General features: G+C 67.4%; 23 protein-coding genes and 1 tRNA gene. 9 read left to right on the plus strand and 15 right to left on the minus strand.

What is annotated here, in order from left to right:
• Positions 1 to 74 precede the first annotated feature (74 nt).
• Positions 75 to 2135 carry a lytic transglycosylase domain-containing protein gene (locus JKF87_RS16235; RefSeq protein WP_236261452.1) on the plus strand — a complete coding sequence of 687 codons (2061 nt, stop codon included), beginning with the start codon at positions 75 to 77 and terminating at the stop codon, positions 2133 to 2135.
• 3 nt (positions 2136 to 2138) lie between these two features.
• Here JKF87_RS16235 and JKF87_RS16240 read toward each other — a convergent pair whose 3' ends face one another.
• Genes JKF87_RS16240 through JKF87_RS16255 form a run of 4 tightly spaced genes read right to left on the minus strand, consistent with a single transcriptional unit; the run spans position 2139 to position 5297 of the window.
• Entirely contained in the window at positions 2139 to 2918 is a 780-nt protein-coding gene (locus JKF87_RS16240; protein WP_201100931.1) for an ABC transporter ATP-binding protein, read from the minus strand.
• The gene (locus tag JKF87_RS16245; RefSeq protein ID WP_201100932.1) at positions 2888 to 3877 is read right to left on the minus strand and encodes a FecCD family ABC transporter permease; all 990 of its coding nucleotides are present in this window, start codon (positions 3875 to 3877) and stop codon (positions 2888 to 2890) included. Before JKF87_RS16245 ends, JKF87_RS16240 begins: the two co-directional genes overlap by 31 nt.
• Complete coding sequence (locus JKF87_RS16250; protein ID WP_201100933.1) at positions 3874 to 4671, minus strand: ABC transporter substrate-binding protein; 798 nt, start codon at positions 4669 to 4671, stop codon at positions 3874 to 3876. Before JKF87_RS16250 ends, JKF87_RS16245 begins: the two co-directional genes overlap by 4 nt.
• A gap of 5 nt (positions 4672 to 4676) precedes the next feature.
• Entirely contained in the window at positions 4677 to 5297 is a 621-nt protein-coding gene (locus JKF87_RS16255) for a TetR/AcrR family transcriptional regulator (protein ID WP_307418269.1), read from the minus strand.
• A gap of 132 nt (positions 5298 to 5429) precedes the next feature.
• Between JKF87_RS16255 and JKF87_RS16260 the strand changes: the two genes are divergently transcribed.
• Genes JKF87_RS16260 through JKF87_RS16270 form a run of 3 tightly spaced genes read left to right on the plus strand, consistent with a single transcriptional unit; the run spans position 5430 to position 8545 of the window.
• Complete coding sequence (locus JKF87_RS16260) at positions 5430 to 6809, plus strand: glycosyltransferase (protein WP_201100935.1); 1380 nt, start codon at positions 5430 to 5432, stop codon at positions 6807 to 6809.
• A gap of 18 nt (positions 6810 to 6827) precedes the next feature.
• Entirely contained in the window at positions 6828 to 7739 is a 912-nt protein-coding gene (locus JKF87_RS16265) for a class I SAM-dependent methyltransferase (RefSeq protein ID WP_201100936.1), read from the plus strand.
• Positions 7736 to 8545 carry a TrmH family RNA methyltransferase gene (locus JKF87_RS16270; protein WP_201100937.1) on the plus strand — a complete coding sequence of 270 codons (810 nt, stop codon included), beginning with the start codon at positions 7736 to 7738 and terminating at the stop codon, positions 8543 to 8545. The genes JKF87_RS16265 and JKF87_RS16270 overlap by 4 nt, the downstream gene beginning before the upstream one ends.
• Here the strand turns inward: JKF87_RS16270 and JKF87_RS16275 are convergent.
• On the minus strand, positions 8542 to 9828 hold the full coding sequence (locus tag JKF87_RS16275) for an MFS transporter (RefSeq protein ID WP_201100938.1): 1287 nt from the start codon (positions 9826 to 9828) through the stop codon (positions 8542 to 8544). The two genes, JKF87_RS16270 and JKF87_RS16275, sit on opposite strands and share 4 nt — an antisense overlap.
• A 61-nt stretch (positions 9829 to 9889) precedes the next feature.
• Positions 9890 to 12325: an ATP-dependent helicase HrpB gene (hrpB, locus tag JKF87_RS16280; RefSeq protein ID WP_201100939.1), complete on the minus strand. Its 2436-nt coding sequence runs from the start codon at positions 12323 to 12325 to the stop codon at positions 9890 to 9892.
• A 148-nt stretch (positions 12326 to 12473) separates the two neighbouring features.
• On the opposite strand from hrpB, the gene JKF87_RS16285 reads away from it, so the two are divergent.
• Positions 12474 to 14018 (plus strand): amino acid permease, encoded by a 1545-nt coding sequence (locus JKF87_RS16285; protein ID WP_201100940.1) that lies wholly within the window; start codon positions 12474 to 12476, stop codon positions 14016 to 14018.
• Between the two features lie 63 nt (positions 14019 to 14081).
• Here the strand turns inward: JKF87_RS16285 and JKF87_RS16290 are convergent.
• Positions 14082 to 14166 (minus strand) — tRNA-Leu (locus JKF87_RS16290).
• Between the two features lie 311 nt (positions 14167 to 14477).
• Positions 14478 to 14648, minus strand: coding sequence for a hypothetical protein (locus JKF87_RS16295; RefSeq protein ID WP_201100941.1), 171 nt, complete (start codon positions 14646 to 14648; stop codon positions 14478 to 14480).
• Positions 14649 to 15059: 411 nt separating this feature from the next.
• On the opposite strand from JKF87_RS16295, the gene JKF87_RS16300 reads away from it, so the two are divergent.
• Complete coding sequence (locus JKF87_RS16300; protein WP_201100942.1) at positions 15060 to 16379, plus strand: Hsp70 family protein; 1320 nt, start codon at positions 15060 to 15062, stop codon at positions 16377 to 16379.
• Here JKF87_RS16300 and JKF87_RS16305 read toward each other — a convergent pair.
• The 5 genes from JKF87_RS16305 to JKF87_RS16325 form a co-directional block, all read right to left on the minus strand.
• On the minus strand, positions 16376 to 17035 hold the full coding sequence (locus JKF87_RS16305) for an OmpW/AlkL family protein (protein ID WP_201100983.1): 660 nt from the start codon (positions 17033 to 17035) through the stop codon (positions 16376 to 16378). The genes JKF87_RS16300 and JKF87_RS16305 overlap by 4 nt on opposite strands.
• Before the next feature lie 128 nt (positions 17036 to 17163).
• On the minus strand, positions 17164 to 18540 hold the full coding sequence (gene hemN / locus JKF87_RS16310; protein WP_201100943.1) for an oxygen-independent coproporphyrinogen III oxidase: 1377 nt from the start codon (positions 18538 to 18540) through the stop codon (positions 17164 to 17166).
• Positions 18527 to 18676, minus strand: coding sequence for a cytochrome bd-I oxidase subunit CydX (gene cydX, locus JKF87_RS16315; RefSeq protein WP_017504187.1), 150 nt, complete (start codon positions 18674 to 18676; stop codon positions 18527 to 18529). Before cydX ends, hemN begins: the two co-directional genes overlap by 14 nt.
• 19 nt (positions 18677 to 18695) lie before the next feature.
• Positions 18696 to 19844 (minus strand): cytochrome d ubiquinol oxidase subunit II, encoded by a 1149-nt coding sequence (gene cydB / locus JKF87_RS16320; RefSeq protein ID WP_201100944.1) that lies wholly within the window; start codon positions 19842 to 19844, stop codon positions 18696 to 18698.
• A 26-nt stretch (positions 19845 to 19870) separates the two neighbouring features.
• The gene (locus JKF87_RS16325; RefSeq protein WP_201100984.1) at positions 19871 to 21451 is read right to left on the minus strand and encodes a cytochrome ubiquinol oxidase subunit I; all 1581 of its coding nucleotides are present in this window, start codon (positions 21449 to 21451) and stop codon (positions 19871 to 19873) included.
• Between the two features lie 197 nt (positions 21452 to 21648).
• Between JKF87_RS16325 and cydD the strand changes: the two genes are divergently transcribed.
• A complete protein-coding gene (cydD, locus tag JKF87_RS16330) occupies positions 21649 to 23259 on the plus strand; it encodes a thiol reductant ABC exporter subunit CydD (protein ID WP_201100945.1) in 1611 nt (536 codons plus the stop codon).
• Positions 23259 to 24905: an amino acid ABC transporter ATP-binding/permease protein gene (locus tag JKF87_RS16335; protein ID WP_201100946.1), complete on the plus strand. Its 1647-nt coding sequence runs from the start codon at positions 23259 to 23261 to the stop codon at positions 24903 to 24905. The genes cydD and JKF87_RS16335 overlap by 1 nt, the downstream gene beginning before the upstream one ends.
• On the opposite strand, the gene JKF87_RS16340 is transcribed toward JKF87_RS16335, so the two are convergent.
• Positions 24902 to 25639 (minus strand): cyclic nucleotide-binding domain-containing protein, encoded by a 738-nt coding sequence (locus tag JKF87_RS16340; protein WP_201100947.1) that lies wholly within the window; start codon positions 25637 to 25639, stop codon positions 24902 to 24904. The two genes, JKF87_RS16335 and JKF87_RS16340, sit on opposite strands and share 4 nt — an antisense overlap.
• A gap of 107 nt (positions 25640 to 25746) precedes the next feature.
• Between JKF87_RS16340 and JKF87_RS16345 the strand changes: the two genes are divergently transcribed.
• Complete coding sequence (locus JKF87_RS16345; RefSeq protein WP_201100948.1) at positions 25747 to 26157, plus strand: hypothetical protein; 411 nt, start codon at positions 25747 to 25749, stop codon at positions 26155 to 26157.
• Positions 26158 to 26161: 4 nt separating this feature from the next.
• Here JKF87_RS16345 and JKF87_RS16350 read toward each other — a convergent pair whose 3' ends face one another.
• A complete protein-coding gene (locus JKF87_RS16350) occupies positions 26162 to 26524 on the minus strand; it encodes a hypothetical protein (RefSeq protein WP_236261454.1) in 363 nt (120 codons plus the stop codon).
• Between the last annotated feature and the right edge of the window lie 22 nt (positions 26525 to 26546).

Genomic DNA, 26546 nt, shown 5'->3' on the forward strand with positions numbered 1-26546 from the left:
GCCTTTTCAGAGCGCGGGAAGTTATGTCGCCAGCGGCTTCGCCGCAACCGGATTGAATGAGAACAGGACAGATCATGATTGCGACAAGTCTGGCGGCCGCCCTGGCAGTGCTCGCACCCAACCCGCAGGACGTGTCCTCCGGCCCGGTGCCCTACTCGTCCGTGCAGCCTGTCAGCGTGCCTCAGTCGACCTATCATGGCCGTCGCGTCCTGAACGATCAGGACACAGCCTATTTCCGTCAGGGTCTGGCGGCGGCCCGCGCGCGAAACATCGGCGCGACCCAGGCGGCCATGTCCCAGATCAGCGACCCCGCCGCCCGAAAGCTGGTTCAATGGGCGCTGATCGACACGACCGGCGAACAGCTGTCCTATTCCGAGCTGGCGCAGACCCAGACGACCATGGCCGGATGGCCGCGCGCCGAATCACGCCGTATCGCCACGGAAAAGGCGCTGGATCGTTCCGGCGCCGGTCCGGACGCGGCCCTGGCCCTGTTCGCCGACAGCCCGCCGACAACCGTAGAGGGCGCCATCGCCTATGCTTCGGCGCTGGAGCAGCGCGGACGCCAGAGCCAGGCGCGCGATCTGATTCGCGACTGGTGGCGCACCCAGTCCTTCGACGACGCCCCGCAAAGCCGCATCCTGTCGCGCTGGAGCTCTTGGCTGTCCCCTGCGGACCACGAGACGCGCCTGAACATGCTGCTGCTTGGCCCGCACGGCCCCGCGACACGTTCGATGGTCGCGCTGGTTTCGCCAGAGCGGGCTTTCATCGCCAATACGGTCATGAACCTGCGCAGCGCCTACAGCCCCGACGCCGTGGTCGCCGGCCTGTCGCCCGCCCAGGCGAACGATCCCGCCGTGGTGCTGGAGCGGGTCCGCATCCTGCGTTCGCAGAACCGCCAGCTGGAAGCCTTCCCCCTGCTGGCCAGCCTGCCGCCTGCGCCGGCCCACACGACGGGCGACAACACCCTGTGGACCGAGCGGCGCAACTATTTCCTCGACGCCCTGCAACGGAACAACTGGCAGGCCGCCTATGACGCCATGAACGGCCACGGCTTCACCTCCGGCGACCGGATGGTGGACGCCGAGTTCTTCGCCGGTTGGGTCGCCTTGACCAAGCTGAACCGGCCCGAGGTGGCGGCCCGTCATTTCGAGGCCCTGCGCAGCGCCTCTTCGACCCCCATCACACAGGGCCGCGCCTTCTACTGGCTGGGCCGGGCCGCCGAGGCGCGCGGCGAGCGGCAGGCCGCCCAGAACTATTACCGCAGCGGCGCCCAGCACTGGCAGACCTTCTATGGCCAGCTGGCGGCTGAAAAGGCCGGTCTGACCACGCTGCAACTGCCCGGAGAGCCGGCCCCGACCCAGGCCGACATCGCCGCGTTTGAAGGCAATGAGGTCGTGCGCGCGACCCGCATTCTGGGCGAAACGGGCGAAACCACCCTGCTGCGCGTCTTCGCCTACAAGCTGGACGACGACCTGCCGACCATCGAGGGCCTGGCCCAGCTGATGGACCTGTCGCGCAGCTATGGCGAAGACTTCACCGCCATGATGGTGGGCCGCGCGGCCAGCCAGCGCGGCTTTGTCATACCCGAGCGCATGTACCCCGTCCGCATCCCGCCCCAGGTCGCAGGCGCCGCGCCGCTGGAATTCACCCAGGCCATCACGCGCCAGGAATCCAGCTTCGACCCGCGCGCCCGCTCTCACGCCGATGCGCGCGGCATGATGCAGTTCCTGCCCGCCACGGCGGCCGGGGTCGCTCGCCGTCTGGGCATGGGCTATTCGCCCGACCGCCTGTGGGATCCCGACTACAACATGACCCTGGGCAGCTATCACCTGGGCGAGCTGATGGCGTCGAACAACGGCTCGATGCTGCTGGCGACGGTGGGCTACAACGCCGGTCCGGCCCGTCCGAGCCAGTGGATTGCGCGCTGCGGTGATCCGCGCGGCGACGCCAACGCCACCATCGACTTCATCGAATGCGCGCCCTTCACGGAGACGCGCAACTACATGATGCGGGTGATGGAGAATATGGCGGTGTACAAGGCCCGCCTGAACGGCGGCACGGCCCCGCTGACGCCGTCCGCCGACATCGCGCGCGGCACCGCCGCCGGGCCGCGCCCTTACACTGGCAGCAACTAAGACCTAAGCCCGGCGGGCCGCCAACAGCGGCCCGTTGGGCGCCTCGACCCATTCCCCGTCCAGCCCGAACACCGAACGCAGGACGGTGGGGGACAGGGCCTCTATCGGCGCGCCCTGCGCGATCACCCGGCCTTGGTCCAGCACCACGACGCGATCCGCGAACCCCGCCGCCAGCGTCAGGTCGTGCAGGCTGACCAGAACGCCCGCCCCCGCATCGGCCCGCGCCCTCAGCCGCTCCAGAACCAGCCGTTGTGCATCCGGGTCCAGACCCGCGATCGGTTCATCAGCCAGCAGCAACGGCGCACCGACGACCAGAGCCCGCGCCAGCAGCACCCGCGCCCGCTCGCCCCCCGACATATCCGCCACGCCCCGGTCGATCAGATGCCCCGCCCCGACCTCGATCAGAGCGGCCTCGGCACGAGCCATGGCGTCACCGCCCGACAGGAAGGGCGCGCCCAGCGCCGCCACCTCGAACGCAGGCAGGTTCCAGGCGATCCGGCGTTCCTGCGGCAGATAGGCGACCCGCTCGGCGCGCTGGCGATGCGACAGTCCACGCAGATCATCACCGTCCAGCCGCACCGCGCCGCCCGTCAGCGGCGCCAGCCCGACCGCCGCGCGGATGGCGCTGCTCTTGCCCGCGCCATTGGGTCCGCACAGGGCCACCACCTCGCCCGCCCCGACCGTCAGGTCGACGCCATTCAGTACCGCCTGTTTGCCCAGACGCGCGCTCACCTTCTCCAGCGACAGCAGGCTCACAGCCGCCACTCCCGCGCCGCACGCCATGCGATCAACGCAAACAGAGGCGCGCCGATCAGGGCGGTGAATACGCCCAGCTTCAGTTCCTGATCCGTCGGTGTCAGCCGCGCCAGCAGGTCCGCGATCACCAGCATCAGCCCGCCCGACAGGGCCGACGGCGCCAGTATCCGTCCCGCATCGCCTCGCACCGCCGCCCGCACCAGATGCGGCGCCGCCAGACCCACGAACCCGATCACCCCCGCCACAGCCACCGCCGCCCCGGTCGCCAGCGCCGCCGCGATCAGTGCGAAGGCCCGCAACCGCCCCATCGACAGGCCGGACGTCGCCGCCCCTTCGTCGCCCAGGGTCAGCATCTTCAGGCCCGGCGAGGCCAGAACGGCGAACACCGCCGACACCAGAACGGCAGGCGTCACCCAGGCCACATCGACCCAGCTGCGGTTCTGCACCGATCCCAGCAGCCACGACATCACCTCTGCCTGCGCAATCGGCGACGGCGACAGGTTGAAGATCAGCGCCGTCAATGCGCCTGCGAAACTGGACAGGGCCACCCCGAACAGGATCAGGGCTTCCGGCGCGCGCATGGCGCTGGAGGCGGCGATCAGCATCGCCCCCGCCAGACCAGCGCCGATCAGGGCCGAAATCTCGACCAGCCCCGGAACCGCAGCGCCCCCCATGACGATGGCCAGGGCCGCTCCCAGCGCCGCCGTCGCCGACACGCCCAGCACGCCGGGGTCCGCCAGCGGATTGCGCAACAGCCCCTGCATCACCGCGCCCGCCAGACCCAACGCCGCCCCGACGGCCAGGGCGCAAACCGCCCTTGGCGCTCGCACCTGCCACAGGACCTCCCACGGCCCGGATGTCGGATCACCGAAGGCCGCCGCATATTGTCCCCGGTCAAAGCCGGTTTCGCCAATCAGGATCGCCAGCGCCAAGGCGGCGATCACGCACAGCCCCAACGCCAAACACAGCCGCACCGTCCGGCTCATGACCGCCCCGTCGCCATAATCGCCACGCCGTCCGCCGCAAACCACGCTGGACAGGTCAGCACCGCCGCAGGCAACTGCGCCGCCGTCCTGCCCTCAGCCGCGCGCCGCACGACCGGATGACGCCCCGGCCCGCGCCAGTCGGATCGCAGCATGTCAAAGAAGCCCAGCACGAACCGCATCGGCGGATGCATGGCGATCCGCTCGACGCTGTATGCGCCGAATCCCGGCTTTTCGGTCAGATTGTCGAACCCCGCCGCCCGCATCATGGCGTCGACCAGAGTGCCCGCGCCCGCCGTGAACCCGCCCGCTGTCAGATAGACCGCGCCCGGACGCGTCGCCGCGGCCTGGGGCACCGCCGCCGCCAGCTTGTCCCGCATCGCCTGCTCCAGACGACGCCCGCGCTCCACCTGTCCCAGACCGGCGGCGACGTTGCGGATATCGGCGCTGACGCCGTCAAAGTCGGTGGCGTCCTCGATGTTCAGAACCCGTGTCCCGCGCTTTTCCAGTGCGGCCAGCAGATGCGGTTCGCCGCCCCAGTAGCGAACCACCACATCGGGCTGAAACCCGATGGCGGCCTCCAGCGTCGGGCGCACCTGGCGATGGCCCGCGGCCTGACGCCTCATCCAGGAATCGGGATCGTCGGCGCGCGGCGACAGGGCTAGTTCAGCGTCAGGCGCCAAAGCCAGAACATATTGATCCGCGCACTGATCAAGCGCCATGATCCGCAACGGACGCGCATTCGCCTGCCCCGCCGCCAAAACCGCCAAACCCGTGGCCAAGCCGGCGGCCAGCATCCGTCTCACGGTTTCAGCAGCCCAGTGAACACGGCGTCCAGGGTCGTATCGACGACCAGCTGACGATCCGCCCACGGAAAATAGGTCTTGGTGATCATCAGCGACACCACCCCGTGCGCGGCGGCCCAGATCGACTGGGCGATGGCGCGCGGTTCGCCGCTCATCCGACCAGACGCCACCGTTTCCGCCACGACGGCTTCGAAGGCGACGAAGACGTTGAAGCCCAGTTCCTGCGCCAGGGTCTGTGCGCCGTCGCGCGCCTCAACCGGACGCGTCAGATAGATCAGGCGATAGGCGTTGGGATTGGCGAATCCGAAATCGACATAGGCGTCGATCATCCCGCGCAGACGCACCTCCGGCGGCCCGTCCTCCGACGCCAGGTTTTCGGTGGAGGCGATCAACTCCTCAAAGGCGACACGGCAGATTTCCTGCAGGATTTCGCCCTTGTCGGCGAAATGCATGTAGAGCGCGGTCGAGGAGAGGCCGACTTCCTCCGCGATCTTGCGAATGGTGGCGCCCTCATAGCCGAACTCGACAAAGATGCGTTCGGCGGCGGCCAGGATCTCGCCACGGCGGGAATGGCCCTCCCCCTTGGGCTTTCGATTTGAGCGCGAAGAGGTCGACACGGCGGACAAACGAAGACTCCGGTTCAGCAACGTCCTGCATAGCGACAATCGCGACGCGGCGCCAACAGCAGCGACGCATCAGGTTGACGGGCTCGCGCTTTGAGGTTGTATGCGAACTGGAGGGCGGAAATAATGAACGCGACCAGCGAAGGACGCCAATGCGCCGACAGGATCGGGCCGACGCGCGCCCAGTGGCTCCTCATCGCCCTGATAGCGGGGGTTTTGGCCCTCGGCCTTGTCCTCCGTCCCGCACTGACGCTTTTCTGTCTCTCCTGTGTCATTGCCGTCGGGTTTCTGATTGCGGCGGTCTGGCGCTTCGTGCTGGTCGTCGCCAGCCTTGCGCCGCACCACAGGGCTCCCACGCCTGCTCGGTGGCCGCGCTATACGATCCTGGCGGCCTTGCATGACGAGGCGGCGGTGACGCCGCGCCTGATCTCGAACCTGTCGCGCATCGACTACCCCCGTAATCGACTGGAAGGCTTCCTGGTGTTGGAAGCCCACGATCAGGCGACCATCGACGTCGCAATGGCCACACCTAAACCCTCGTGGCTGAAGATCATCATTGTTCCGCCCGGATCGCCCCAGACCAAACCGCGCGCCCTGAACCACGCCCTGTCCCAGGCGAAGGGCGAATTGCTGACCATCTATGACGTCGAGGACGAACCCGATCCTCAGCAGCTCCGTCAGTCAGCAGCCCGGTTCGCCGCCGCCCCCAAACTGGGTTGTCTGCAGGCCCCTCTTCGCATCCGCCGCATAGATAAAGCGCCCAGCCCCTCGCGTTTCCTGGATCGGCAGTTCGCGTTTGAATATGCCGCCCTGTTTGAGGTGACCCTGCCTGGAATGGCGCGGTTGGGCCTGCCCTTCCCGCTGGGCGGCACCAGCAATCATGTCCGCACCTCGGCCCTGCGCGGCGTCGGCGGCTGGGACGCGCATAATGTCACCGAGGACGCCGATCTCGGGTTCCGGCTCTGGTCGGCGGGCTGGGGCATGGGGGTGATCGACGCCCCGACATGGGAGACGCCGCCGGGCGCGCTGGAGCGTTGGCTGCCGCAACGCACCCGCTGGCTGAAGGGCTATATGCAGACCTGGGGCGTCCACACCCGTTCGCCTCTGCAGTTGGGACGACGCGGGCTGGTGTCCCTGCTGATGACGCTCGGCGCCGCAATCGTCTCGGCGGGCGCCCACGCCCCGACCCTGGCATGGCTGGCGTCCGCCGTCCTGATCGGGGTTCATGCCGGGATCACGCCCGCCACGCCGATCATCGCCGTCAGCGTGTTGAGCCTGGGCGTCATCGCCGCCATGATGACCTGTGCGGTCGGCGCCCAGCGTGCAGGCCTGCGATACGGGCTGACGGACATCCTGTCGGCGCCCGCCTACTGGTCCCTGCTCAGCCTCGCCTTTGTTCACGCCTTCTGGCGGCTGATTGTCGAACCCTATGTCTGGGACAAGACCCAGCACGACGCCGAACACGGCGCCTCTGATGCGATGGACGCTGGACGCGAGGCGGCCTGAGCGCCTATCAGCCCGACGATGGCTCCCGTCCTTTCCAAGACCCCCGAAACACTCGTGACCCGCGGCTGGTCCGACTACGCCCTGCTGGACAGCGGCGACGGCAAGAAGCTGGAACGCTATGGCCGCTACACAGTCGTCCGGCCCGAGCCGCAGTGTTTCTGGTCGCCGCGCGATCCCGCCGCCTTCGAGGCCGCTACGGCCCTGTTCGATCCGCAGCAGGAGGAAGAGGATTCCGGCCGCTGGAAGTTCGACAAGCACGGCCCCGTCGACGCCTTTCCGCTGAAATGGCGCGACGTGAAGTTCACGGGCCGCTTCACCCCCTTCCGTCACCTGGCCTTCTTTCCTGAACAGGCCGCCAACTGGGAATGGCTGGATGCGCGCGTGCGCAGCTTCTCGCAGTCAGCGGGCCGCGCGCCCAAGATCCTGAACCTGTTCGGTTACACCGGCGTGGCCAGCCTGGCCGCCGCTGCGGCGGGCGCCCAGGTCACCCACGTCGACGCCTCCAAGAAGTCGGTCAACTACGCCCGCGAGAACGCCGACCAGTCCGGCCTTGCCCAGCATCCGATCCGCTGGATCGTCGAGGACGCCCGCAAATATGTGGCGCGCGAGGTTCGTCGCGGCTCCAAATACGACGGCGTCATCCTGGACCCGCCCAAATACGGCCGCGGGCCGACGGGCGAAGTCTGGCGCCTGTTCGAGGACATGCCGCCCCTGCTGAAGGACTGCGCAGCCTTGCTGTCCGATGACGCCGACTTCCTGTTGCTGAACGCCTACGCCGCCCGCGTGTCCGGTCTGTCGCTGGCGCACCTGATGGCCGAGGCGACCCAGGATCGCGGCGGGCGCATCGACTGGGGCGAGTTGGCCCTGTCCGAAGACGGCGCGAACGCCCGCGCCATCGGCCTGTCCTTCTTTGCGCGGTGGAGCAAATGAGCGTTCGGGAAGAATACCGCGTCATCACCTCGCTGACGAACGACACCATCAAGTCCGTCCGGGCGCTGCACATGCGCAAGGAACGCGACCTGACCGGGACCTTCCTGGCCGAGGGTCTGAAGTTCATCGGCGAGGCGCTGGATCAGGGCCGCGCGCCGAAAATGCTGCTGGTCGGCGAAGACGCTCGCCCGCATCCGTTGCTGGATCGCGCCAAGACCGAAACCCGCAAGGCGGGCGGCGACATCATCATCGTCACCCACGCCATCCTGGAAAAGATCAGCCGCCGCGATAATCCGCAGACGGTGCTGGGCGTGTTCGAACAGGCCTATGCGCCCCTGGAAAGCCTGAACCCCACCTCAGCCCCCTGCTGGGTCGCGCTGGAGCAGGTGCGTGATCCGGGCAATCTGGGCACCATCATCCGCACCGCGGACGCGGCGGGCTGCGGCGGGGTCATCCTGATCGGCGACTGCGTAGATCCCTATTCGGTCGAAGCCGTGCGCGCGACCATGGGCTCGGTCTTCGCCGTCTCGATCACCAAGACGACGGCCGAAGCCTTTGTGGCGTGGCGCCAGTCCTGGCCCGGCAGCGTCGTCGGCACCCGCCTGGACGCCACGGTCAGCCATCGTTCGGCAGTGATGCAGAAGCCGTCGCTGATTCTAATGGGCAATGAACAGGCGGGCCTGACCGACCAACTGGCCGCCGCCTGCGACGTCAACGTCAAGATCCCAATGCGCGGCCGGGCCGACAGCCTGAACCTGGCCATCGCCACCGGCATCATGGTCTATGCGGCGACCGACGAAGCCTAAAACTCCGTCTCCGGCGCCACCCGGCCCAGCATCCACAGGGCCAGAATGCTGATCACCGCAGACCCGGCCAGATAACCGCCAACCGCCACCGGCCCGAACGTCGTCGCCAGCTTCATGGCGATGAAGGGCGCCAGTGACGCCCCGATGATGCCCGCCAGGTTGAAGGCCATCGACGCGCCCGTATAGCGAACCGTCGTCGGGAACGGCCGGGCCATCGCCGCTCCAATCGGCCCGTAGGTGCAGCCCATCAGGCCGAAGCCCAGGGCGAAGAAGATCAGCAGGCCCGTCAGGCCCAGGCCGAACAGCGGGGCGAACAGCATCCCGAACAGTCCGATCCCGACCGACGACCAGATCAGCACCTTCACCTGTCCGTACCTGTCAGCCAGCAGCGCGGTCACGGGGATGAAGGCGGCGAAGAACAGCACCCCGATCAACTGGATCGGCAGCACGTCGGCCCGCGCCAGACCCATGCCCGTCGTCGCCCAGCCCAGGGCGAAGACCGTCATCAGATAGAAAAGCGTAAAGGTCGTCACGCCGCTGAACGTGCCCAGCACCAGCGCCGCCTTGTGGTTCGAGAACAGGGTCACGGCGGGCGCCTTCACCCGCTCATGCCGGTCGACGACCTTCTGGAACTCGGGCGTCTCGGTGATCTTCAGGCGGACCCACAGGCCCACGAAGACCAGAAGTGCGCTGGCGATGAACGGAATACGCCAGCCCCAGGTTTCGAACGCGCCCTCGCTCATGGTCGAGGTCAGAATGATGAAGGAGGCGGTCGAAAGGATGAAGCCGATGGGCGCGCCCAACTGCGGGAACATGCCGAACCAGGCCTTCTTGCCCGGAGGCGCGTTCTCGGTGGCCAGCAGCACCGCTCCGCCCCACTCGCCGCCCAGACCCAGACCCTGGCCGAACCGGCACAGCGCCAGCAGCAGCGGCGCGACGATGCCGACCGACTCGTGCGTCGGCAGAACTCCGATGGCGACCGTCGACAGACCCATGGTCATCAGAGCCGCGACCAGCGTGGTCTTACGCCCCACCTTGTCGCCGAAATGGCCGAACGCCAGCGCCCCGATGGGGCGCGCGAAGAAGGCGATGGAGAAGGTCGCGAACGACGACAGCATGGCCGTGGTCGGGTCGCCGCCGGGGAAGAACAGGCGCGGAAACACCAGCACCGCCGCCGTGGCGTAGATGTAGAAGTCGTAGAACTCGATCGTCGTGCCGATCAGGCTGGCGAAAAGAACGCGCCCATTCCGGGCGGTTGGCGAAACTTTCTTGGCGTCTGACACGGGCTTGTCCTGATTCAACGCAACGGCAATGCTGCGATCCCCGGTTCGCGTCAACCCGCCATCAGGTTCCGCGCGGCTTGGCCCGGTTGGTCGCCTGGGCCTCAGCGGGATTTTCCGGCCACGGATGGCGCGGATAGCGGCCCCGCATGTCCGCCCGCACGCCTGCCCATGATCCAGCCCAGAACCCCGGCAGGTCCTTGGTCACCTGCACCGGCCGCCGCGCGGGTGATAGCAATGACAGGGTCAGCGCCACCCGCCCACCGCCCACGGTCGGATGGGTGGTCACGCCGAACAGCTCCTGCACCCGAATTTCGACGCGCGGCCCGCCCTCGGCGCCATAGTCGATGCCCGCCGATCCCAACGGCGTCGTCAACCGTGTCGGCGCCAGTTCATCCAGCTTCCGCTGCAAATCCCAAGGGATCAGTCCGCGCAGGGCGTCGGCCAGCCGCCCGTCGCCGATGACCTCCAGCGACTTGGCGCCCTCCAGCAGCGGCCACAGCCATTCATCCGCCGCCGCCAGCAGGGCCGCATCCGACATGTCCGGCCAGGCGGCGTCCAGCCCATGCAGGAACGCCAGCCGCGCGCGCAGCCCTCCCGCCTGCTCGCCCCATTTCAGAACGCCCAGACCCAACGCCTCGACCTCGGCGCGCAAGGCTCCGGCCATCGCCTTGGCGTCCGGGGCGCCGACCACTTTTTCGTCCAGGACGATGGCGCCGATCTTGCGCGCACGGCGGATGACCATTCGCCCCGACGGCTCTTTGACCAACCGATCCTCGACCTCGATCAACCGACCCAGGTCCGCCTCGATCCGCGATCCGTCCAGCGCCGCCGCCAGCCGCACCCGGTCGCGCGCGTCCCCGCCGCCCAGTTCCGCCACCGCCAGCCAGGTTTCACGGGCCAGGTGATCGGTGGGCTCCAACATGGCCCCGCGCCCGCTGGCCAGCAGCAACTCGCCCGCCTTGCCGCGCGCCTTGGCGATCCGCTCGGGGAAGGCTTCGGCCAGCAAAAGCCCCGGCGCGACCGCCTCGCCCGACCCGCCGCCCGCCGCCCTGACCCAGCGATCCGCCAGCTTCATCGCATCACGCGCGCGCGGCGACCGATCCCGCTCCAGCCCGACCAGACGGTCCGCCAGATCAACACCCGATCCGCCTAGGCCCGGCTCGCTCAGCACCGCTGCAATCTGCGCGCCCGTCATGGCGTCGCCAGCATCGGACGCCACCGCGACCATGTGCGCCAGGCGTGGCGACAGCGGTATCCGCGTCAGCCGCCGCCCATGCGCCGACAGGCCGCCCTCAGCGTCCAGCGCGCCCAGCCGCGTCAGGACCTTCCGCGCCTCGGCCATCGCCCCCATTGGCGGCGGGTCCAGCAGGGCCAGCCCCTCGACCGACCGCGCGCCCCACCGCGCCAGATCCAGCGCCAGACTGGTCAGGTCGGCCTCTTGGATCTCAGGCCGCTGATGCGGGACCAGACCCCGCGTCTGTTCCTCGTCCCACAGACGATAGCAGACGCCCGGCTCGGTCCGACCGGCGCGTCCTCGCCTCTGTTCAGCCGACGACCGGCTGACCTTGACCGTCGCCAGCCGGGTCAGGCCGCTGAACGGCTCGAAACGCGGCACGCGCGACAGTCCGCCATCCACCACGACCCGCACGCCTTCAATCGTCAGGCTGGTTTCCGCCACCGAGGTCGCCAGCACCAGCTTGCGCCGCCCCGGTTCGGCTGGTTCGATGGCCCGGTCCTGCTCGACCCGATCCAGACCGCCGTACAGCGGAACCACATCGACGTTCGGCAGCCGCAGCCGCTCCTTCACCAGGCGCGCGACACGGTGGATTTCGCCCTGCCCTGGCAGGAAGCCCAACACCGAGCCTGTCTCCTCCCCCAGCGCCGTCAGACAGGCCCGCGCCATCGCCTCGTCGAAGCGCTCGGCTGCATTGCTCCCCAGGTATCGGGTCTCGACCGGAAACGCCCGGCCTTCAGCCTCGATCACCGGCGCGCCGTCCAGCAGCCGCGACACCCCGAGCACGTCCAGCGTCGCAGACATGACCAACAGCCGCAGGTCGTCACGAAGCACCCCTTGCGTCTCACGCGCCAACGCCAGCCCCAGGTCGGCGTCCAGACTGCGTTCGTGGAATTCATCGAACAGCACCGCGCCCACGCCTTCCAGCGAGGGATCATCCAGGATCATCCGTGTGAAGACGCCTTCGGTGATGACCTCGATTCGCGTCTTCGGGCCGATCCGGCTTTGCAGGCGTGTGCGATAGCCGACCGTGCCGCCTGCCTGTTCGCCCAGGGTCTGAGCCATGCGGTCCGCTGCGGCGCGTGCGGCAATCCGGCGCGGCTCCAGCACCAGCACCTTGCCGTCGCCCAGCCAGGGCTGATCCAGCAAGGCCAGAGGCACGACCGTGGTCTTTCCCGCCCCCGGCGGGGCCGCCAGCACGGCTGTATTCCCGTCGGCAAGGGCGGCTTTCAGCGGTTCGAGCACGGCGTGGATCGGCAACATCAGGCGGCTCTAGCGCGACGCGGTGCGATCACGAAAGCGTCGTCTCGCCTTAACCACCTCGTCATGCGCGTTGCGCGCGGCCCTTTCCATCGCTAGCGTCCGCCCCAAAGCAGTCGAGGGGCTGCCAGTAATCGTGGGGAATATCTAAATGTGGCGCGTTAAATCGTTGGATGCGATCCTCGCATCCGCGGAGAAAAAATCGCTAACCCGGAGCCTCGGCCCCGTTCAGCTGACCTTGCTGGGCGTGGGCGCGATCATCGGCACCGGGATCTTCGTATTGACGTCGGAAGCGGCCCAGAAGGCCGGACCCGGCATGATGTGGAGCTTCGTCATCGCCGCTGCGGTCTGTGCCGTGGCGGCGCTTTGCTATTCAGAGATCGCTTCGATGGTGCCGGTTTCCGGCTCCGCCTACACCTACACCTATGCGGTAATGGGTGAGTTGCTGGCCTGGATGGTCGGCTGGGCGCTGATCCTTGAATACGCCGTGGCGGCCTCGGCGGTGTCCGTCGGCTGGTCCGGCTATTTCATCGGCCTATTGCAGAGTTGGGGCATATCACTGCCCCATGCCTTATCCGTCGGCCCCTACGCCGGCGGCGTCGTAAACCTGCCCGCCCTGCTGATCGCCCTGCTGATCACCGGCCTGCTGATGATCGGCACCAGCGAGAGCGCGCGCGTCAACGCCGTTCTGGTCGCCATCAAGGTCACCGCCCTGACGGTCTTCATCGTTCTGACCCTGCCGGTCCTGAAAGGCGCCAACTTCACGCCCTTCACGCCGAACGGCTGGTTCGGCGATGGTCATGGAGCCGGACTGGGCGTCGTCGGAGCCGCGGCCTCGATCTTCTTCGCCTATGTCGGCTTCGACGCCGTCTCGACGGCGGCGGAAGAGACCAAGAACCCGCAACGCAACGTGCCCATCGGTCTGATCGCTTCGCTGGGCATCTGCACCATCTTCTACCTGCTGGTCGCAGCGGGTGCGATCGGCGCCATCGGCGCCCAGCCCCTGGTCGGCGCTGGCGGCGAGGTTCTGCACGCCGGTTCGTCGGCCCTGGCCGCTCAGTGCGCGACCTATTCGTCGCTGCAGGAGCCGCTGGTCTGCTCGCGCGAAGCCCTGGCCCACGTCCTGCGCGTCGTCGGTCATGAGCGTATCGGCGACTTCATCGGCATCGCCGCCTTCCTGGCCCTGCCTTCGGTCATCCTGATCATGCTGTTCGGTCAGACCCGCATCTTCTTCGTGATGGCGCGCGACGGCCTGCTGCCTGGCTTCCTGGCGACCATCCACCCCAAGTGGAAGACGCCGCATATCGTGACGATGATCACCGGCGTCGCGGTGGCCATCTTCGCCGCCTTCCTGCCGGTGGGCAAACTGGCTGACATCTCCAACTCCGGCACCCTGTTCGCCTTCTTCATGGTGGCGATCGCGGTGATGATCCTGCGCGTGACGCAGCCTGAGCGTCACCGCCCGTTCCGGACGCCGCTGATCTGGATCATCGCGCCGTTGGCAGTGATCGGCACTCTGGGCCTGTTCTTCAACCTGCCGACGGAATCGCAGCTGGTTCTGCCGATCTGGGGCGCTATCGGCCTGCTGGTCTATTTCGCCTACGGCTATCGCAAGAGCCACGTCGGACGCGGTTTGGCCGAGGTCCATGAAACGGACGACGACGCGCCTCCGCCGCCCGTCCCTCCGATCCGCTAAAAGCAGAAAGGCCCCGGATCGCTCCGGGGCCTTTTTTCTTTGGGTCCATGGTCTGAAAGACCTTGGTGCGGATGAGAGGACTCGAACCTCCACGCCTCTCGGCGCCAGAACCTAAATCTGGTGCGTCTACCAGTTCCGCCACATCCGCCAACCGGCAGGACGGGCCTTCTAGGTGGAATTTCCTGAGACCGCAATCGTCTCTGTTGATGCCGTATGTCGCCGCGCCGTCGGACAGGCATTGGCCTGAAATGGGCGGAAAGCGGCCTGATCCGCTGCGTTGGGGTGGAGAGATCAGACCGCCCCGGACGTGCAGGACGCGCCGGGCGCCGGTTTTTGTGGGACCGACGCAGCCATGCGCTTAAGGCGCGTCGCCAACCGTCGACACTCGGTGAAACCACAAAGGTCCGCGCGCCAGCTCGAACGCGGCTGTCGCCAGCGGGGCCGTCAGGGCCGAAATCCCTACTGAAGCTTCTTTTCGCGCTTGATGGCCTGATCGATTTCAATGTCGGTGACGCCTTCCTTCTTCAGGATGCTGCGCACGACCGGGCCGGCGCCGATCAGAGGCAGAGGCTGGTCGAACAACTCGCGCCACAGGCGATCAAGCACGGTGTCTTCAACTGAAAGTTCCATCTTTGGAATTCTCTCACTGGGTCCGAGACGCAATTCACGCTTACAGATCCGACGCTCTGCGGCCCGCCAGTCACCAGCGCGGCAGGCCCCAAGCGCGGCCTGACCCAAGTCTTTGGAGGGAACGGGTCAGGCCGCCCGAACATCCCGGAGCCAGAAAGGTTCGGAATGTTCAGTGCGCCGTGCCGTCGGGGGGGACGACGCCTGCCAAAGCTACGTCAGCGCCCCCTACGGCAATAGTTGGTGAAAATACGGGGTTTTGAGCAATCGTCGCCCCAAGGTTGTGCCGAGGCCCGGCGCAGACGCCTCATCCAGCCGGGCGAGCCAGGTTTTTCGTGACGGGCGAAGACTGGCCCTTGCCTTCACGCGCCGGGGCTTTAGGAACCCGGCTCCCCTCTCCCCAGGACGCCAGACATGACCGTGCAGCCGCCGAACACGATCGGCATCGACTTCGGCACGACCAACACCGTCGTCGCCCTGACCGATGACGCCGGTCACGCCCGTCTGGTCACCTTCAGCACCAGCGAGGGCCAGAGCGCGACCTTCCGTTCGGCGCTCAGCTTCCAGTTTCACGCCAGCGTGGACGGCGAGCCGCCCGAACGTGTGGTCGAGGCCGGCCCCTGGGCCATCAACGCCTTCGTCGAAGACCCGCTGGAGACGCGCTTCATCCAGTCGTTCAAGACCTTCGCCGCCAGCGCCGCCTTCACCGAGACCCGGATCGACAACAAGCGTTATCGGTTCGAGGATCTGCTGGCCGCCTTCCTGCTGCGCCTCAGTCACCATGCGGGCGACGGCATGGTCAATCTGCCGCCGCGCGTCGTTGTCGGCCGCCCCGTCACCTTTGCGGGCGGAAACCCGGACGAAGCCCTGGCCCTGCAACGCTATCAGGAGGCGTTCGGCCGCCTGGGCTTCACCGACATCCGCTATGCGCACGAGCCGGTAGGCGCCGCCTTCTATTTCGCGCGGCAGCTGAAAGAGGACGCCACGGTTCTGGTCGCCGACTTCGGCGGCGGCACCAGCGACTTCTCCATCATCCGGTTCGAGCGCACCGGCGACGCCCTTCGCTCCACGCCGCTGGCCCGTTCGGGTGTCGGGGTGGCGGGCGACGCCTTTGACTATCGGATCATCGACCAGCTGGTGTCGCCCGAACTGGGCAAGGGCGGTCAGTACCAGGCGCTGAACAAACACCTGCCGATCCCGCAGCGCTATTATTCCGCCTTCGCCCGCTGGGACCAGTTGGCCCTGCTGCGCGCCTCTCGCGACATGCGCGACATCCGCGCCCTGGCCCGCACCGCGCTGGAGCCGGAGAAGATCGAACGCCTGATCGAGATCCTGGACGACAACCACGGCCACGCCCTTTACCGCGCCGTCTCCGCCCTGAAGATGGCCCTTTCGAAGGATGAGACGGCGGACTTCGTCTTTGCGGCAGGCGACGTGAGGATCGAAAAGCCGGTGGCCCGGTCCGATTTTGAGGACTGGATCGCGCCCGAACTGGCCGCCATCGAGGGGGCTGTGGACGAAGCTCTGGCCAAGGCCGGTCTGGCGCCCGGCGCCATAGATCGCGTCTTCCTGACCGGCGGCACATCCTTCGTGCCTGCGGTGCGCGCCATCTTCCAGCGCCGGTTCCAGGCGGACCGTATCGAGACCGGCGGCGAATTCGAGTCCATCGCCGCCGGCCTGGCCCTGATCGGGCTGGAGCCCGACCTGGACCTCTGGAGTGAAAAGGCGGTCTAGAACTTGCGGCCCACGCCGACCGACACGACCCACGGGTCCAGATCGACGTCGCTCTTCAACGCGCCGTCATTGATGTTGGCGTCGGTGTTGAACCACACTTTCTTGACGTCGACATTCAGGCTCCACGGCCCCTGGATGCCGATGTCGGCGCCTGCCTGCAGCGCGTAGCCGAAGCCGTTGTCCAGATCGACGGTGAAGCCGTTCTTGTCCTTGCCGCTGTAGAACAGCATGTAGTTCACGCCTGCGCCGATATAGGGGCTGACGCGGCCGGTACTCAGCGGGCGGTACTGCAGGGTCACGACCGGCGGCAAGACCCAGGTTTCATGCACCAGCGCATCCGTGACGCCGCCTTGCGCTCGGATATCATGCTTGGTCGTGCCCAGGATCGCCTCGACCGCCAGGTGGTCGGTCAGGAAATAGGTGAAGCCCAGCGTCGGCATCAAGCTGTCGCCCACATCCACCTTCAGGCCCGTGTCCGCCCCCGCCGCCGTGGTGATGGCGTTGTCGGCCTGAGAGAAGACATCGGTGACGCGCCCGGTGACGATGAAGTCGCCCTTCTTCGGCATTTCCCAGGCGATCGTGGTTTGCGCCATCGCAGGCGCGGCGAAGGCTGCGACAGCAGCGGCGGTCAGGATCAGGGTCTTCAGTTTCATCATCGTCATCCCGACGCCCGGGGCCGCCTCATGCGGCCGGTGTCTCAGGCGTCGGACAGGGTGATGCGCCCCCTCGCCCATTCCGACTTTGATCCAGCGCAATCATCGACGGGGTTGGACAATCTGTCCTCTCAGACCACCCGCCCATGCTTCTGCTGCAGGCCGACCGCGTTGGGATCAAAGACTGCGCAGACGGCGCGCACGAAGGGCCGTCCCAACGGCGTCACCACCACCAGATTGCCCTGAATCCCGATCAGGCGATCGCGGACGAAGCGGTCCAACAGCGGCCAGGCCCCTGCGACCTCGTCCAGGTCGCGCCGATGACGCCCAGCGACCGCAGCCACATCGACAACGAAGTCGCACATCAGCCGCTCGATGATTTCGCCGACGAAAGTGTCCCGCGGCGTCAGTTCGACCCCGCGCGCCACGGGCAGTTCGCCCGCCTCAACCGCCATCCGCCAGTCCCGCTCCTTGGCGTGGTTCTGGACGAAGCCGCGCGGCGTGCGGCTGATCGACGAGGCGCCCAGTCCGATCAGCACCGGGGCCTCGTCGGTCGTATACCCCTGGAAGTTGCGACGCAGCCGCCCCGCCCGATGGGCCTGGGCCATGGTGTCATGCGGCAGGGCGAAATGGTCCAGACCGATCGGACGCCAGCCGTTGCAGGCCAAATAATGCGCCGCAGTCTGGCTCTGTTCGAACCGGGTTTCGGCGTCGGGCAGATCGGTGTCGTTGATCAGCTTCTGATGCGGCTTCATCCACGGCACATGGGCATAGCCGAACAGGGCGATCCGCTCGGGCCTCAGCGTCGTCACCTGTTCCAGCGTGGCGACCACGTCCGCCGTCGTCTGCAGCGGCAGTCCATACATCAGGTCCAGGTTCAGCGAGGTCACGCCCTGCGCCCTCAGCCCCTCTGCCGCCGCGCGGATCGTATCAAAGGACTCGGGTCGGTTGACCGCCGCCTGCACGCGCGGCGACAGATCCTGCACGCCCAGGCTGGCGCGTGTCAGACCGATCCGCCCCGCCGCCTCGATCCATTCCGGCGTCAGGACCTCCGGGTCCAGTTCGGCCGCGATTTCCGAACAGTCGCTCAGATCGAACCGAGCCGACAGGCCGTCGAACAGCCGCTCCAGATCATCGGGCGACAGCATATTGGGCGTGCCGCCGCCGAGATGGATCGACCCGACGCGCGCCGGCCGATCGATCTTCGCCAGCACCAGGTCGGCCTCTGCCAGCAGCAGATCGACATAGCTGGAAATCACGCCCGCCCGGTTCATCGCCCGGGTGTTGCAACCGCAGTACCAGCACAGCCGCTTGCAGAACGGGATGTGCAGATACAGCGACACGGGCTGGTCCAGCGGCGCACCGCTCAGCCAGCCCGCCCAGTCGCCCGCACCGACAGCGGGCGTGAACTGCGCCGCCGTCGGATAGGAGGTGTAGCGCGGCGCGTGAGCATCATAGCGTTCGATCAGCTCACGCGTCGTCAGCACGGGGACGCTACAGAGGGACATCGCCCTCTTTCGACGCATCCGGGGTCGACAGGCCCGCGTCGCCTTCGTCGAACAGGTGGAACTCGTGCCACAGGCCGTTCAGCACGCCGAAGCCGACCGCCAGTCCAAGGCCCAGAATCCAGGAGAAATACCACATCGCTTTTGGCTCCTATGGCTCAGTAGAGGTCGGGGTTGGTCTTGAGGGCGGCGGTCGAGGTCCGCCCCCAAAGCACGCGGTAAACCCAGGTGGTGTAGATCAGGATCAGCGGCAGGAAGATCACCGTCACGATCAGCATGATGAACAGGGTCAGGTGGCTGGACGAGGCGTTCCACACCGTCAGGCTGGATTGCGGATCAATCGAGCTGGGCAGGATGAACGGGAACATCGACAGACCGGCCGTGGAGATGATGCCCACGGTCGACAGGGACGATCCACCGAACGCCAGGGGCGCAGACCGACGCCACATGCCGATCAGACCGGCCAGAGCCCCCAGGAAGCCCAGCGCAGGTGCGATCAGCATCCACGGATAACGGCCGTAGTTGTCCAGCCAGGCGCCCGGCGCCGCTTCAACCGTCGTACGCAGCGGGTTGGAGAAGCCGTTGATGTCCAGCGCGCCCGTGATCCGGTAGCCCAGACCGCCATAGGCGACATACAGACCGCCCGCCGCGAACAGCACCAGGGCCAGAACCCCGGCGACGGTGCCGAACAGACGGGCGCGATCCAGCACCGGCCCCTTCTCGGCCTTGACCGACAGCCAGGCTGCGCCGTGCAGCACCAGCATGGCCACCGACAACAGGCCTGCGATCAGGCTGAACGGGGTGAACAGACCCAGCAGGCTGCCGTCGTAGAAGGAGCGCAGATCGCCATCCAGATGGAAGGGCGCGCCCAGCAGGACGTTGCCGACCGCAACCCCGAACACCAGCGCAGGCACGAAGCCGCCGATGAACAGGCACCAGTCCCAGAACGACCGCCATTTCGGCGACGGGCGCTTTGAGCGGTACTTGAACGAGACGGGCCGCAGGATCAGCGCCGACAGCACCAGGAACATGGCCAGGTAGAAGCCGGAGAAGCTGACGGCGTACACAAAGGGCCAGGCGGCGAAGATCGCGCCGCCGCCCAGGATGAACCACACCTGGTTGCCCTCCCAGGTGGCGCCGACGGTGTTGATCACCATGCGGCGCTCCTCATCCGTCCTGGCGACGAAGGGCAGCAGGGCGCCGACGCCCAGGTCGAAACCGTCGGTCAGGGCGAAGGCGATCAGCAGCACGCCCAGCAGTCCCCACCAGATCAGGCGAAGCGTGGCGAAGTCGAGGGGAAGATCCATTGTCGGATATCCTTACAGGGTCTGTGTCAGGCCACGGCGGGCGCGGCGGGGCGCTCAAGCGGGGCTTCGGGGCTGGGTTCGCCGAACGTCTCCTGTTCGTGGAACGGGCCCTTCTTGATGGTGTGCAGGATCAGGCGGACCTCGACGACGGCCAGCGATCCGTACAGCAGGGTGAAGCCGATGATCGTCGCCCACAGCTGCGGCACGGTCAGCGAAGAGGCGCCAAGGAAGGTCGGCAGCACGCCGTCCACCGCCCAGGGCTGGCGACCGAACTCAGCCAGTATCCACCCGAACTCGATGGCGATCCACGGCAGCGGAATGGCCAGAACGGCGACCCGCAGGAACCACTTCGTATGGTGCTTGCGCAGGGTGCACAGAACAAATGCCGTGCCGAACAGGGCGATCATGAACATGCCCACGCCCGCCATTATGCGGAAGCTCCAGAACAGTGCCGGCACGTTCGGCACCGTATCCCACGCGGTCTGTTTGATCAGCTCGGGCGAGGCCTGACGCGGATCAGCCACGTGGCGCTTCAACAGCAGGGCGTAGCCCAGGTCGCGGCGGTGGGTTTCGAACACCGCGCGCGCGGCCATGTCGGCCGGATCGGCCTTGATCTTCTCCAGGGCGTCAAAGGCGATCACGCCGGATTCGATGCGGTCCTCCGCCGTGGCAACCAATTCGAAGATGCCTTCGACCGGCTTGTCGATGGTGCGGGTGGCGATCAGGCCCATGACCCACGGCACATGGACGCCATAGTGGGTCTCGCGGTCCTTCATGCTGGGAATGCCGATCAGGGTCAGGCCAGCAGGCGCGGGCTCTGTGTGCCACATGGCTTCCAGAGCGGCCAGCTTCATCTTCTGGTTGTCGGTCAGGGCATAGCCGGACTGGTCGCCCAGCACGACGACCGACAGCGACGCCGCCAGACCAAAGGCCGAGGCCACGGTCATCGACCGCTTGGCGAACCCGACATGCTTGCCGCGCAGCAGATAGAAGGCCGACACGCCCAGCACGAAGACCGAGGCGCAGACGTAACCGGCGCTGACGGTGTGAACGAACTTGGCCTGGGCGACCGGGTTGAACAGCACGGCCATGAAGTCCGTGACCTCCATCCGCATGGTGTCTGGATTGAAGGCGGCGCCGACCGGGTTCTGCATCCAGCCGTTGGCGATCAGTATCCACAGGGCCGACAGATTGGTGCCCAGGGCGACCATGAAGGTGACGAACAGGTGGGCGTGGGGCTTCAGCTTGTCCCAGCCGAAGAACATCAACCCGACGAAAGTCGCCTCAAGGAAGAAGGCCATCAGCCCTTCAATGGCCAGCGGCGCACCGAAGATGTCGCCGACATAATGGCTGTAGTAGCTCCAGTTCATGCCGAACTGGAACTCCATGGTGATGCCGGTCGCGACGCCCAGCACGAAGTTGATGCCGAACAGCACGCCCCAGAAACGGGTGATCGTCCGCCAGATCGGGCGGCGGGTCATGACATAGATCGACTCCATGATGACCAGCATGAAGGACAGGCCCAACGTCAGGGGCACGAACAGGAAGTGGTAAAGGGCTGTCAGCGCGAACTGCAGCCTGGACAGGTCGACGACCGCAAGGTCGATCATGGCTATGCTCCGAGGGGCCGGCCACGACGACCGACGTTTCCTTCGCCCTAGAGATTCGGCGGGGCGCGCGCCTTGATCTCGATCAAAGCCCCCGGCGGCGGCCTCATCTACTGGACGGTTCGCCCTTGGACGTTCGGTCCAACGGTGTTTTGTCCAATGGCGCGCGGCGATGCCGGCGTGCTGGAGTTTCGTGCATGACCGCCGCGTCGCCCCCCGCCCCCCCTGCCGCCGTTCCCCCCGGCGTCTGGCTGAAACAGGCTGGCGCGCCGTGGCGGCGGCTGACCCTGCTCGCGGGTCTGCTGACCATCGCCGACGTGGTCCCCGCCATCGGTTTCGCCGCCGGTCTTGCCATGACGATCTCCAACTTCGCCACGCCTGGCGCCGCCGCGCCCTGGCTGGTGCTGGCGGTGGTCAGCCTGATCGCGCGCGGGTTGGTCGGCCAGGTGGCCACGGTGGTCGGCGCCCGGCTGGGCCGCGCGGTCAAGACCGATGTGCGCCGCAGCCTGCTGGCCGACCTGTTCGGGCGCGGCGGGCGCTCCAACGACCGTCTGACTGCTCTGGTCGAGGGTGTCGGCGCGTTGGACGGCTATTTCTCCCGTTTCGCACCTCTGCGCTTGGCGGCTGGCCTGTCGCCCCTGCTGATCATCGCCGCCGCCGCCTTCGCCAGCCCGGTTGCGGCGGGCGTGCTGCTGTTCACCCTCTTTCCCTTCATCGCAGGCATGGCCCTGGCCGGAACCGCAGCGGCGGGCGAGAGCCGTCGCCAGTTTCAGGCGCTGGACCGACTGTCGGGCCTGTTCATCGACCGCGTCCGCGCCCTGCCCGCCATCCTGGCCTTCGACGCCGTAGGCCGCACCACGACCGAGATCGCCGCCGCCTCGGACGAGCTGGAGCAGCGCACCGCACGCGTCATGCGCATCGCCTTTCTGTCGTCCGGCGTGCTGGAGTTCTTTTCGGCCCTGTCGGTGGCGCTGATCGCCGTCTATTGCGGCTTCAACCTGTTGAAGCTGCTGCCCTTCCCGGTTCCCGAGACGCTGGACCTGTCGCGCGCCTTCTTCGTCCTGGCCCTGGCGCCGGAGGTCTATCAGCCGCTGCGCCGCCTTGCCGCCGCCTATCACGATCGGCAAGCTGCCGAGGCCGCCGCGTCCTCTCTGATCGTCGCCGAAACCCAGTCCGGCCGCCCGGTCCAGCTGGGCGCCGCAGCACCCGCCATTCGGTTCCGCGACGTGACCATCGCCTATGGCCCCGCATCGGTCGTCGCCGACTTCAATCTGGAGATCCGCCCCGGTCAGATCGTCGCTCTGGTCGGCGCCAGCGGTGCAGGCAAGTCCAGTCTGCTGCATCTGCTGCTCGGCCTTGCGCCCCTGTCCGGGGGCGATGTCGAGATCGACGGCGCATCGCTCAGCCAGACAGGCGGTTTCGCCGGTCAGGTCGCCTGGGCCAGCCAGAACCCGGTGGTTATTCCCGGCACGCTGCGCGAAAACATCGCCATCGCCGACCCAGCGGCCTGCGTCACCCGCATTCTGGCCGCCGCCAGCCGCGCCGGTCTGCATGGAAATCTGGACCGTCTGATCGACGAGCGGGGCGGCGGCCTGTCCGGGGGCGAACGCCGCCGTCTGGGCCTGTCGCGCGCCCTGCTGAAACGCGCCCCGATCCTGCTGCTGGATGAACCCACGGCCAATCTGGACCCCGCCTCCGAACAGACCATGCTGGACCTGATCCGCGAAACCGCCGCGGGGCGCACCACCCTGATCGCCACCCATTCCGCCGCCGTCGCGGCCCTGGCCGACCGCGTGGTGCAACTGTGATGCACGACCCCAATCGCATCGCTGGCCTGATCGCCGCCCAGGCCCACGCCCAGCGCCAACGCCTGCAGATCGCCGCCGCGGCTGGCGCCGTCGTCTCCGTCGCCGCCGTTTGCCTGCTGGGCCTGTCCGGCTGGTTCATCACCGGCGCCGCCCTGGCGGGTATGGCGGGAATGGCTGCGGTCCAGGCCTTCAACTACATGATGCCCAGCGCCATCATCCGCCTGCTGGCCATCCTGCGCACCGGCGCGCGCTATATCGAGCGTGTCGCGGGCCATGAGGCAGCGCTGAAGGCGCTGGCGCGCTTACGTCCACAACTGTTCGACGCCCTGGCCTCGGCCCCGCCCGAACGCGCGCTTAGCCTGTCGTCCGGCGAAACCTCGGCCCGCCTGGTGCAGGATGTGGACGCCGTCCAGACCCTGTTCGTGCGCAAGTCCGCACCCTGGGCCCTGGGCGCGGGCTCTGCGTCCAGCGCCCTGCTGGCTGGTCTGGCGTCACCCCTTGCGGGCGGATTGCTGCTGGCCGCCATGACAGTGTCCTGCCTCGGCGTCATGGTCATCGCGCGTCGCCTGTCCGATCCCGCAGGCAAGGAGGCCCAGATCGCCGTAGGCGCCTTGAAGGACCGCCTCACCGCCCTCGAAGCCGTGGCGCCTGAGCTGAAAGCCTACGACCTCAATGACTGGGCCGTGCAGCAGGCCGCCAGCGCCGCCGATAGGCATGACAGCGCACAGATCGCCCTGACGACATCGGCGGGCTGGATGGCGGTGTGGCAGGCGGTCGTGACCGCCGCCGCCCTGGCCGTCGTAGTCCTCGTCACCCTCGGCGCGCCCCTGCCCCTGACCGCGCTCGCCGCCCTGGCGACCATCATGGGCATGGAATCCGCCGCAGGCCTTGTGGGCGCCCTGCACCAGAACGGCGCAGCGAAGGAAGCCGTCGCCCGTCTGGACCAGGCCGCGCCCCAGGTTCTGCCGCATGACGGCACGCGCCCGCCGCCGCCGTCCTTGACCCTCATCGCCGCCAACACAAATCTGCGCCCGCCCCATCGACTGGGCCTGTCGGGGCCGTCCGGCGCAGGCAAGACCACCTTTATCGAACGTCTGATCGGGTTGCGCGACGCTCACCCCGGAGAGGTCGTCATGGGCGGTATCGACATCGCCTCCCTCAGCCCCGCCACCCGTCGCGCCCGCTTCGCCTACGCCGCCCAGGACGTGAGGCTGTTGAACGGCACGGTGCGCGACAACCTGCTGCTGGCGGGTCCTGGCGGCGATGACACCCTGTGGCGCGTGCTGGAGGACGCGGCTCTGGCCGAGCGCATCCGCGCCGAACCTCTGGGCCTGGATATGCCTGTCGGCGTGAATGGAGAGCGTCTGTCCGGCGGCGAACGTCGCCGTCTCGGCCTCGCCCGCGCCTATCTGCGCACGGCGCCCTGGCTGGTGCTGGATGAACCGACGGAGGGGCTGGACGCCGCGACGGAAGCCCAGGTGCTCAAGGCCCTGGAGCGCCGCTTGGTCGAAAACAAGCAGGGGCTGATCCTGGTCAGCCACCGCACGGCGCCGATTCAGATCTGCCAGACCCGTCTGCGGATTGAAGCCATGGCCCAGGACGGGCGCGTTGTGGTGACGCCCGAGCGTCAGAAGGCCGTCGTTTAAGCTTCGCCCTCGGCGATGGCCCGCAGGCGTTCCGGCCGGTCCACCAGCATCTCATTCAGCGACAGCAGGCGGATCACCCCCGCTGTCTTCAACTTGGTCAGGCCCCGGCTGACTGTCTCGATGGTCAGGCCCAGATAGTCCGCCATTTCCGCCCGTGTCATCGGCACGCGGATGTGGCCTGCCTCGGTAGGACGGATCGGATCGCGTTCGGGCAGATCCAGCAGGAAGGAAGCGATCCGTTCCTGCGCCGTCTTGCGCCCCAGCAACAGCATCTGGTTCTGCGCCGCGGCCAGCTCGTGCGTAGCCCGCTCCAGCAGCGCCGTCTCCAGCGCAGGCCGCTCTCGGATCAGGGCGCGGTAGTCGCTTTTCTTGAACCGGCACAGGGTCGCATCTTCGATGGCCTCGGCCGAAAACGCATAGTCCTGCCCCGTCGCCAGACCGACGAAATCACCGGCGAACAGGAATCCTGTGATCTGTCGCCGCCCATCCGGCAGCAGCTTATAGACCCGCACCGAGCCCGAGGTGATGTTGAACAGGTGAACCGCAGGCTCGCCCTGGCGAATCAACGCCTCACCGGACTTCAGCGACACCCGCTCGGCGATCGCATCCAGCCCTGCCAGATCATCGACACCCAGACTGCTGCACACGCTGAAGGCCCGCGCGCCGCAGGTGGCGCAGACGGAATCGCTCCGGCGGGCGGCGCAGTCGGTCGGCAGTGAGCGGAGTTCCAGCATTTCAGCCTCGCATAAGGTGCAAGGGTAGGTTGTCGCAACCTTCAGTGCAACGGCTCCGCTTGATTGAGATCAATGCGTCCTCGCGCCCGGTGCCTCAAGGTGGCGGCATGAGCAACCTGCAAATCCGCCGTCTGGACATCCGCGACGCCGAGGACTCATTCGCCCTGGCCCAACTCAGCGACCCGGCGCTGACGCCCGATGCGTGGCGCAGGATCACAGCCGCTGCTGCGGATCAGGTCGGCGTCATCGGCGCCTTCTCAAATCGAACGGTGCGGGCGATCCTGCAATATTCCATCGTCGTCAACGGCGGTGGAGAAAGGCTGTTCGTTATCGATGGTCTGGCGGCGTTCGATCTGTTCGATCCCACCACGACGGCGGACGCCCTGCTGGCCGAGGCCCGGCGTCAGGCGGACATGAGTTGCAGCGGCCTGGCCCTTTCGGCCCGCCTGGACGGCGCCCGCATCAATGATGTGCTGCGCTGCGCCGCCGACACGGCGGTTCTGCACCGCGTCTTTTAGACGTCTAGCGCCGACCGGCGACCAGTTCGTTGCGGACAGACCGGCCCAGCGGATCACGCGACGGCCAGGTGTCGCCGACAGAAGCCTGAACCATCGGCGTGCAGAATCGCGAAATCAGCTGGCGCGGCCGCAATTCGATCAGGCAGACCTTCTGCCCCTCAATGACCCAGCGCCCTGACAGCCGCCGTCCGTCAGACCAGGCGGCGGCATAGGTTCCGTCCGGCTCGAAATAGTGTTTCACCCACTCGCCGCGCGGATAGTGGGAAATGATGGTGTTGCCGAACGCGTCCGACACCCCCGCCTGCGCCGGCGCCGCCATCACGACGGCGCCCAGCAGGGCCAGACAACCCATGTTTGCGATTCGCATCGCCGCCCTCTCCCTCGCCGTC

The sequence above is a fragment of the Brevundimonas nasdae genome, from assembly GCF_016654005.1.
GTDB classification, from domain to species: domain Bacteria; phylum Pseudomonadota; class Alphaproteobacteria; order Caulobacterales; family Caulobacteraceae; genus Brevundimonas; species Brevundimonas nasdae.

What these genes read in the sequence shown, in the direction of transcription:
- JKF87_RS16235 (WP_236261452.1), top strand. Translation starts at nt 75, where the DNA reads ATGATTGCGACAAGTCTGGCGGCCGCCCTGGCAGTGCTCGCACCCAAC.
- JKF87_RS16240 (WP_201100931.1), bottom strand. Translation starts at nt 2,918, where the DNA reads ATGGCGTGCGGCGCGGGAGTGGCGGCTGTGAGCCTGCTGTCGCTGGAG.
- JKF87_RS16245 (WP_201100932.1), bottom strand. Translation starts at nt 3,877, where the DNA reads ATGAGCCGGACGGTGCGGCTGTGTTTGGCGTTGGGGCTGTGCGTGATC.
- JKF87_RS16250 (WP_201100933.1), bottom strand. Translation starts at nt 4,671, where the DNA reads ATGCTGGCCGCCGGCTTGGCCACGGGTTTGGCGGTTTTGGCGGCGGGG.
- JKF87_RS16260 (WP_201100935.1), top strand. Translation starts at nt 5,430, where the DNA reads ATGAACGCGACCAGCGAAGGACGCCAATGCGCCGACAGGATCGGGCCG.
- JKF87_RS16265 (WP_201100936.1), top strand. Translation starts at nt 6,828, where the DNA reads ATGGCTCCCGTCCTTTCCAAGACCCCCGAAACACTCGTGACCCGCGGC.
- JKF87_RS16270 (WP_201100937.1), top strand. Translation starts at nt 7,736, where the DNA reads ATGAGCGTTCGGGAAGAATACCGCGTCATCACCTCGCTGACGAACGAC.
- hrpB (WP_201100939.1), bottom strand. Translation starts at nt 12,325, where the DNA reads ATGTTGCCGATCCACGCCGTGCTCGAACCGCTGAAAGCCGCCCTTGCC.
- JKF87_RS16285 (WP_201100940.1), top strand. Translation starts at nt 12,474, where the DNA reads ATGTGGCGCGTTAAATCGTTGGATGCGATCCTCGCATCCGCGGAGAAA.
- JKF87_RS16295 (WP_201100941.1), bottom strand. Translation starts at nt 14,648, where the DNA reads ATGGAACTTTCAGTTGAAGACACCGTGCTTGATCGCCTGTGGCGCGAG.
- JKF87_RS16300 (WP_201100942.1), top strand. Translation starts at nt 15,060, where the DNA reads ATGACCGTGCAGCCGCCGAACACGATCGGCATCGACTTCGGCACGACC.
- JKF87_RS16305 (WP_201100983.1), bottom strand. Translation starts at nt 17,035, where the DNA reads ATGATGAAACTGAAGACCCTGATCCTGACCGCCGCTGCTGTCGCAGCC.
- hemN (WP_201100943.1), bottom strand. Translation starts at nt 18,540, where the DNA reads ATGTCCCTCTGTAGCGTCCCCGTGCTGACGACGCGTGAGCTGATCGAA.
- cydX (WP_017504187.1), bottom strand. Translation starts at nt 18,676, where the DNA reads ATGTGGTATTTCTCCTGGATTCTGGGCCTTGGACTGGCGGTCGGCTTC.
- cydB (WP_201100944.1), bottom strand. Translation starts at nt 19,844, where the DNA reads ATGGATCTTCCCCTCGACTTCGCCACGCTTCGCCTGATCTGGTGGGGA.
- cydD (WP_201100945.1), top strand. Translation starts at nt 21,649, where the DNA reads ATGACCGCCGCGTCGCCCCCCGCCCCCCCTGCCGCCGTTCCCCCCGGC.
- JKF87_RS16335 (WP_201100946.1), top strand. Translation starts at nt 23,259, where the DNA reads ATGCACGACCCCAATCGCATCGCTGGCCTGATCGCCGCCCAGGCCCAC.
- JKF87_RS16340 (WP_201100947.1), bottom strand. Translation starts at nt 25,639, where the DNA reads ATGCTGGAACTCCGCTCACTGCCGACCGACTGCGCCGCCCGCCGGAGC.
- JKF87_RS16345 (WP_201100948.1), top strand. Translation starts at nt 25,747, where the DNA reads ATGAGCAACCTGCAAATCCGCCGTCTGGACATCCGCGACGCCGAGGAC.
- JKF87_RS16350 (WP_236261454.1), bottom strand. Translation starts at nt 26,524, where the DNA reads ATGCGAATCGCAAACATGGGTTGTCTGGCCCTGCTGGGCGCCGTCGTG.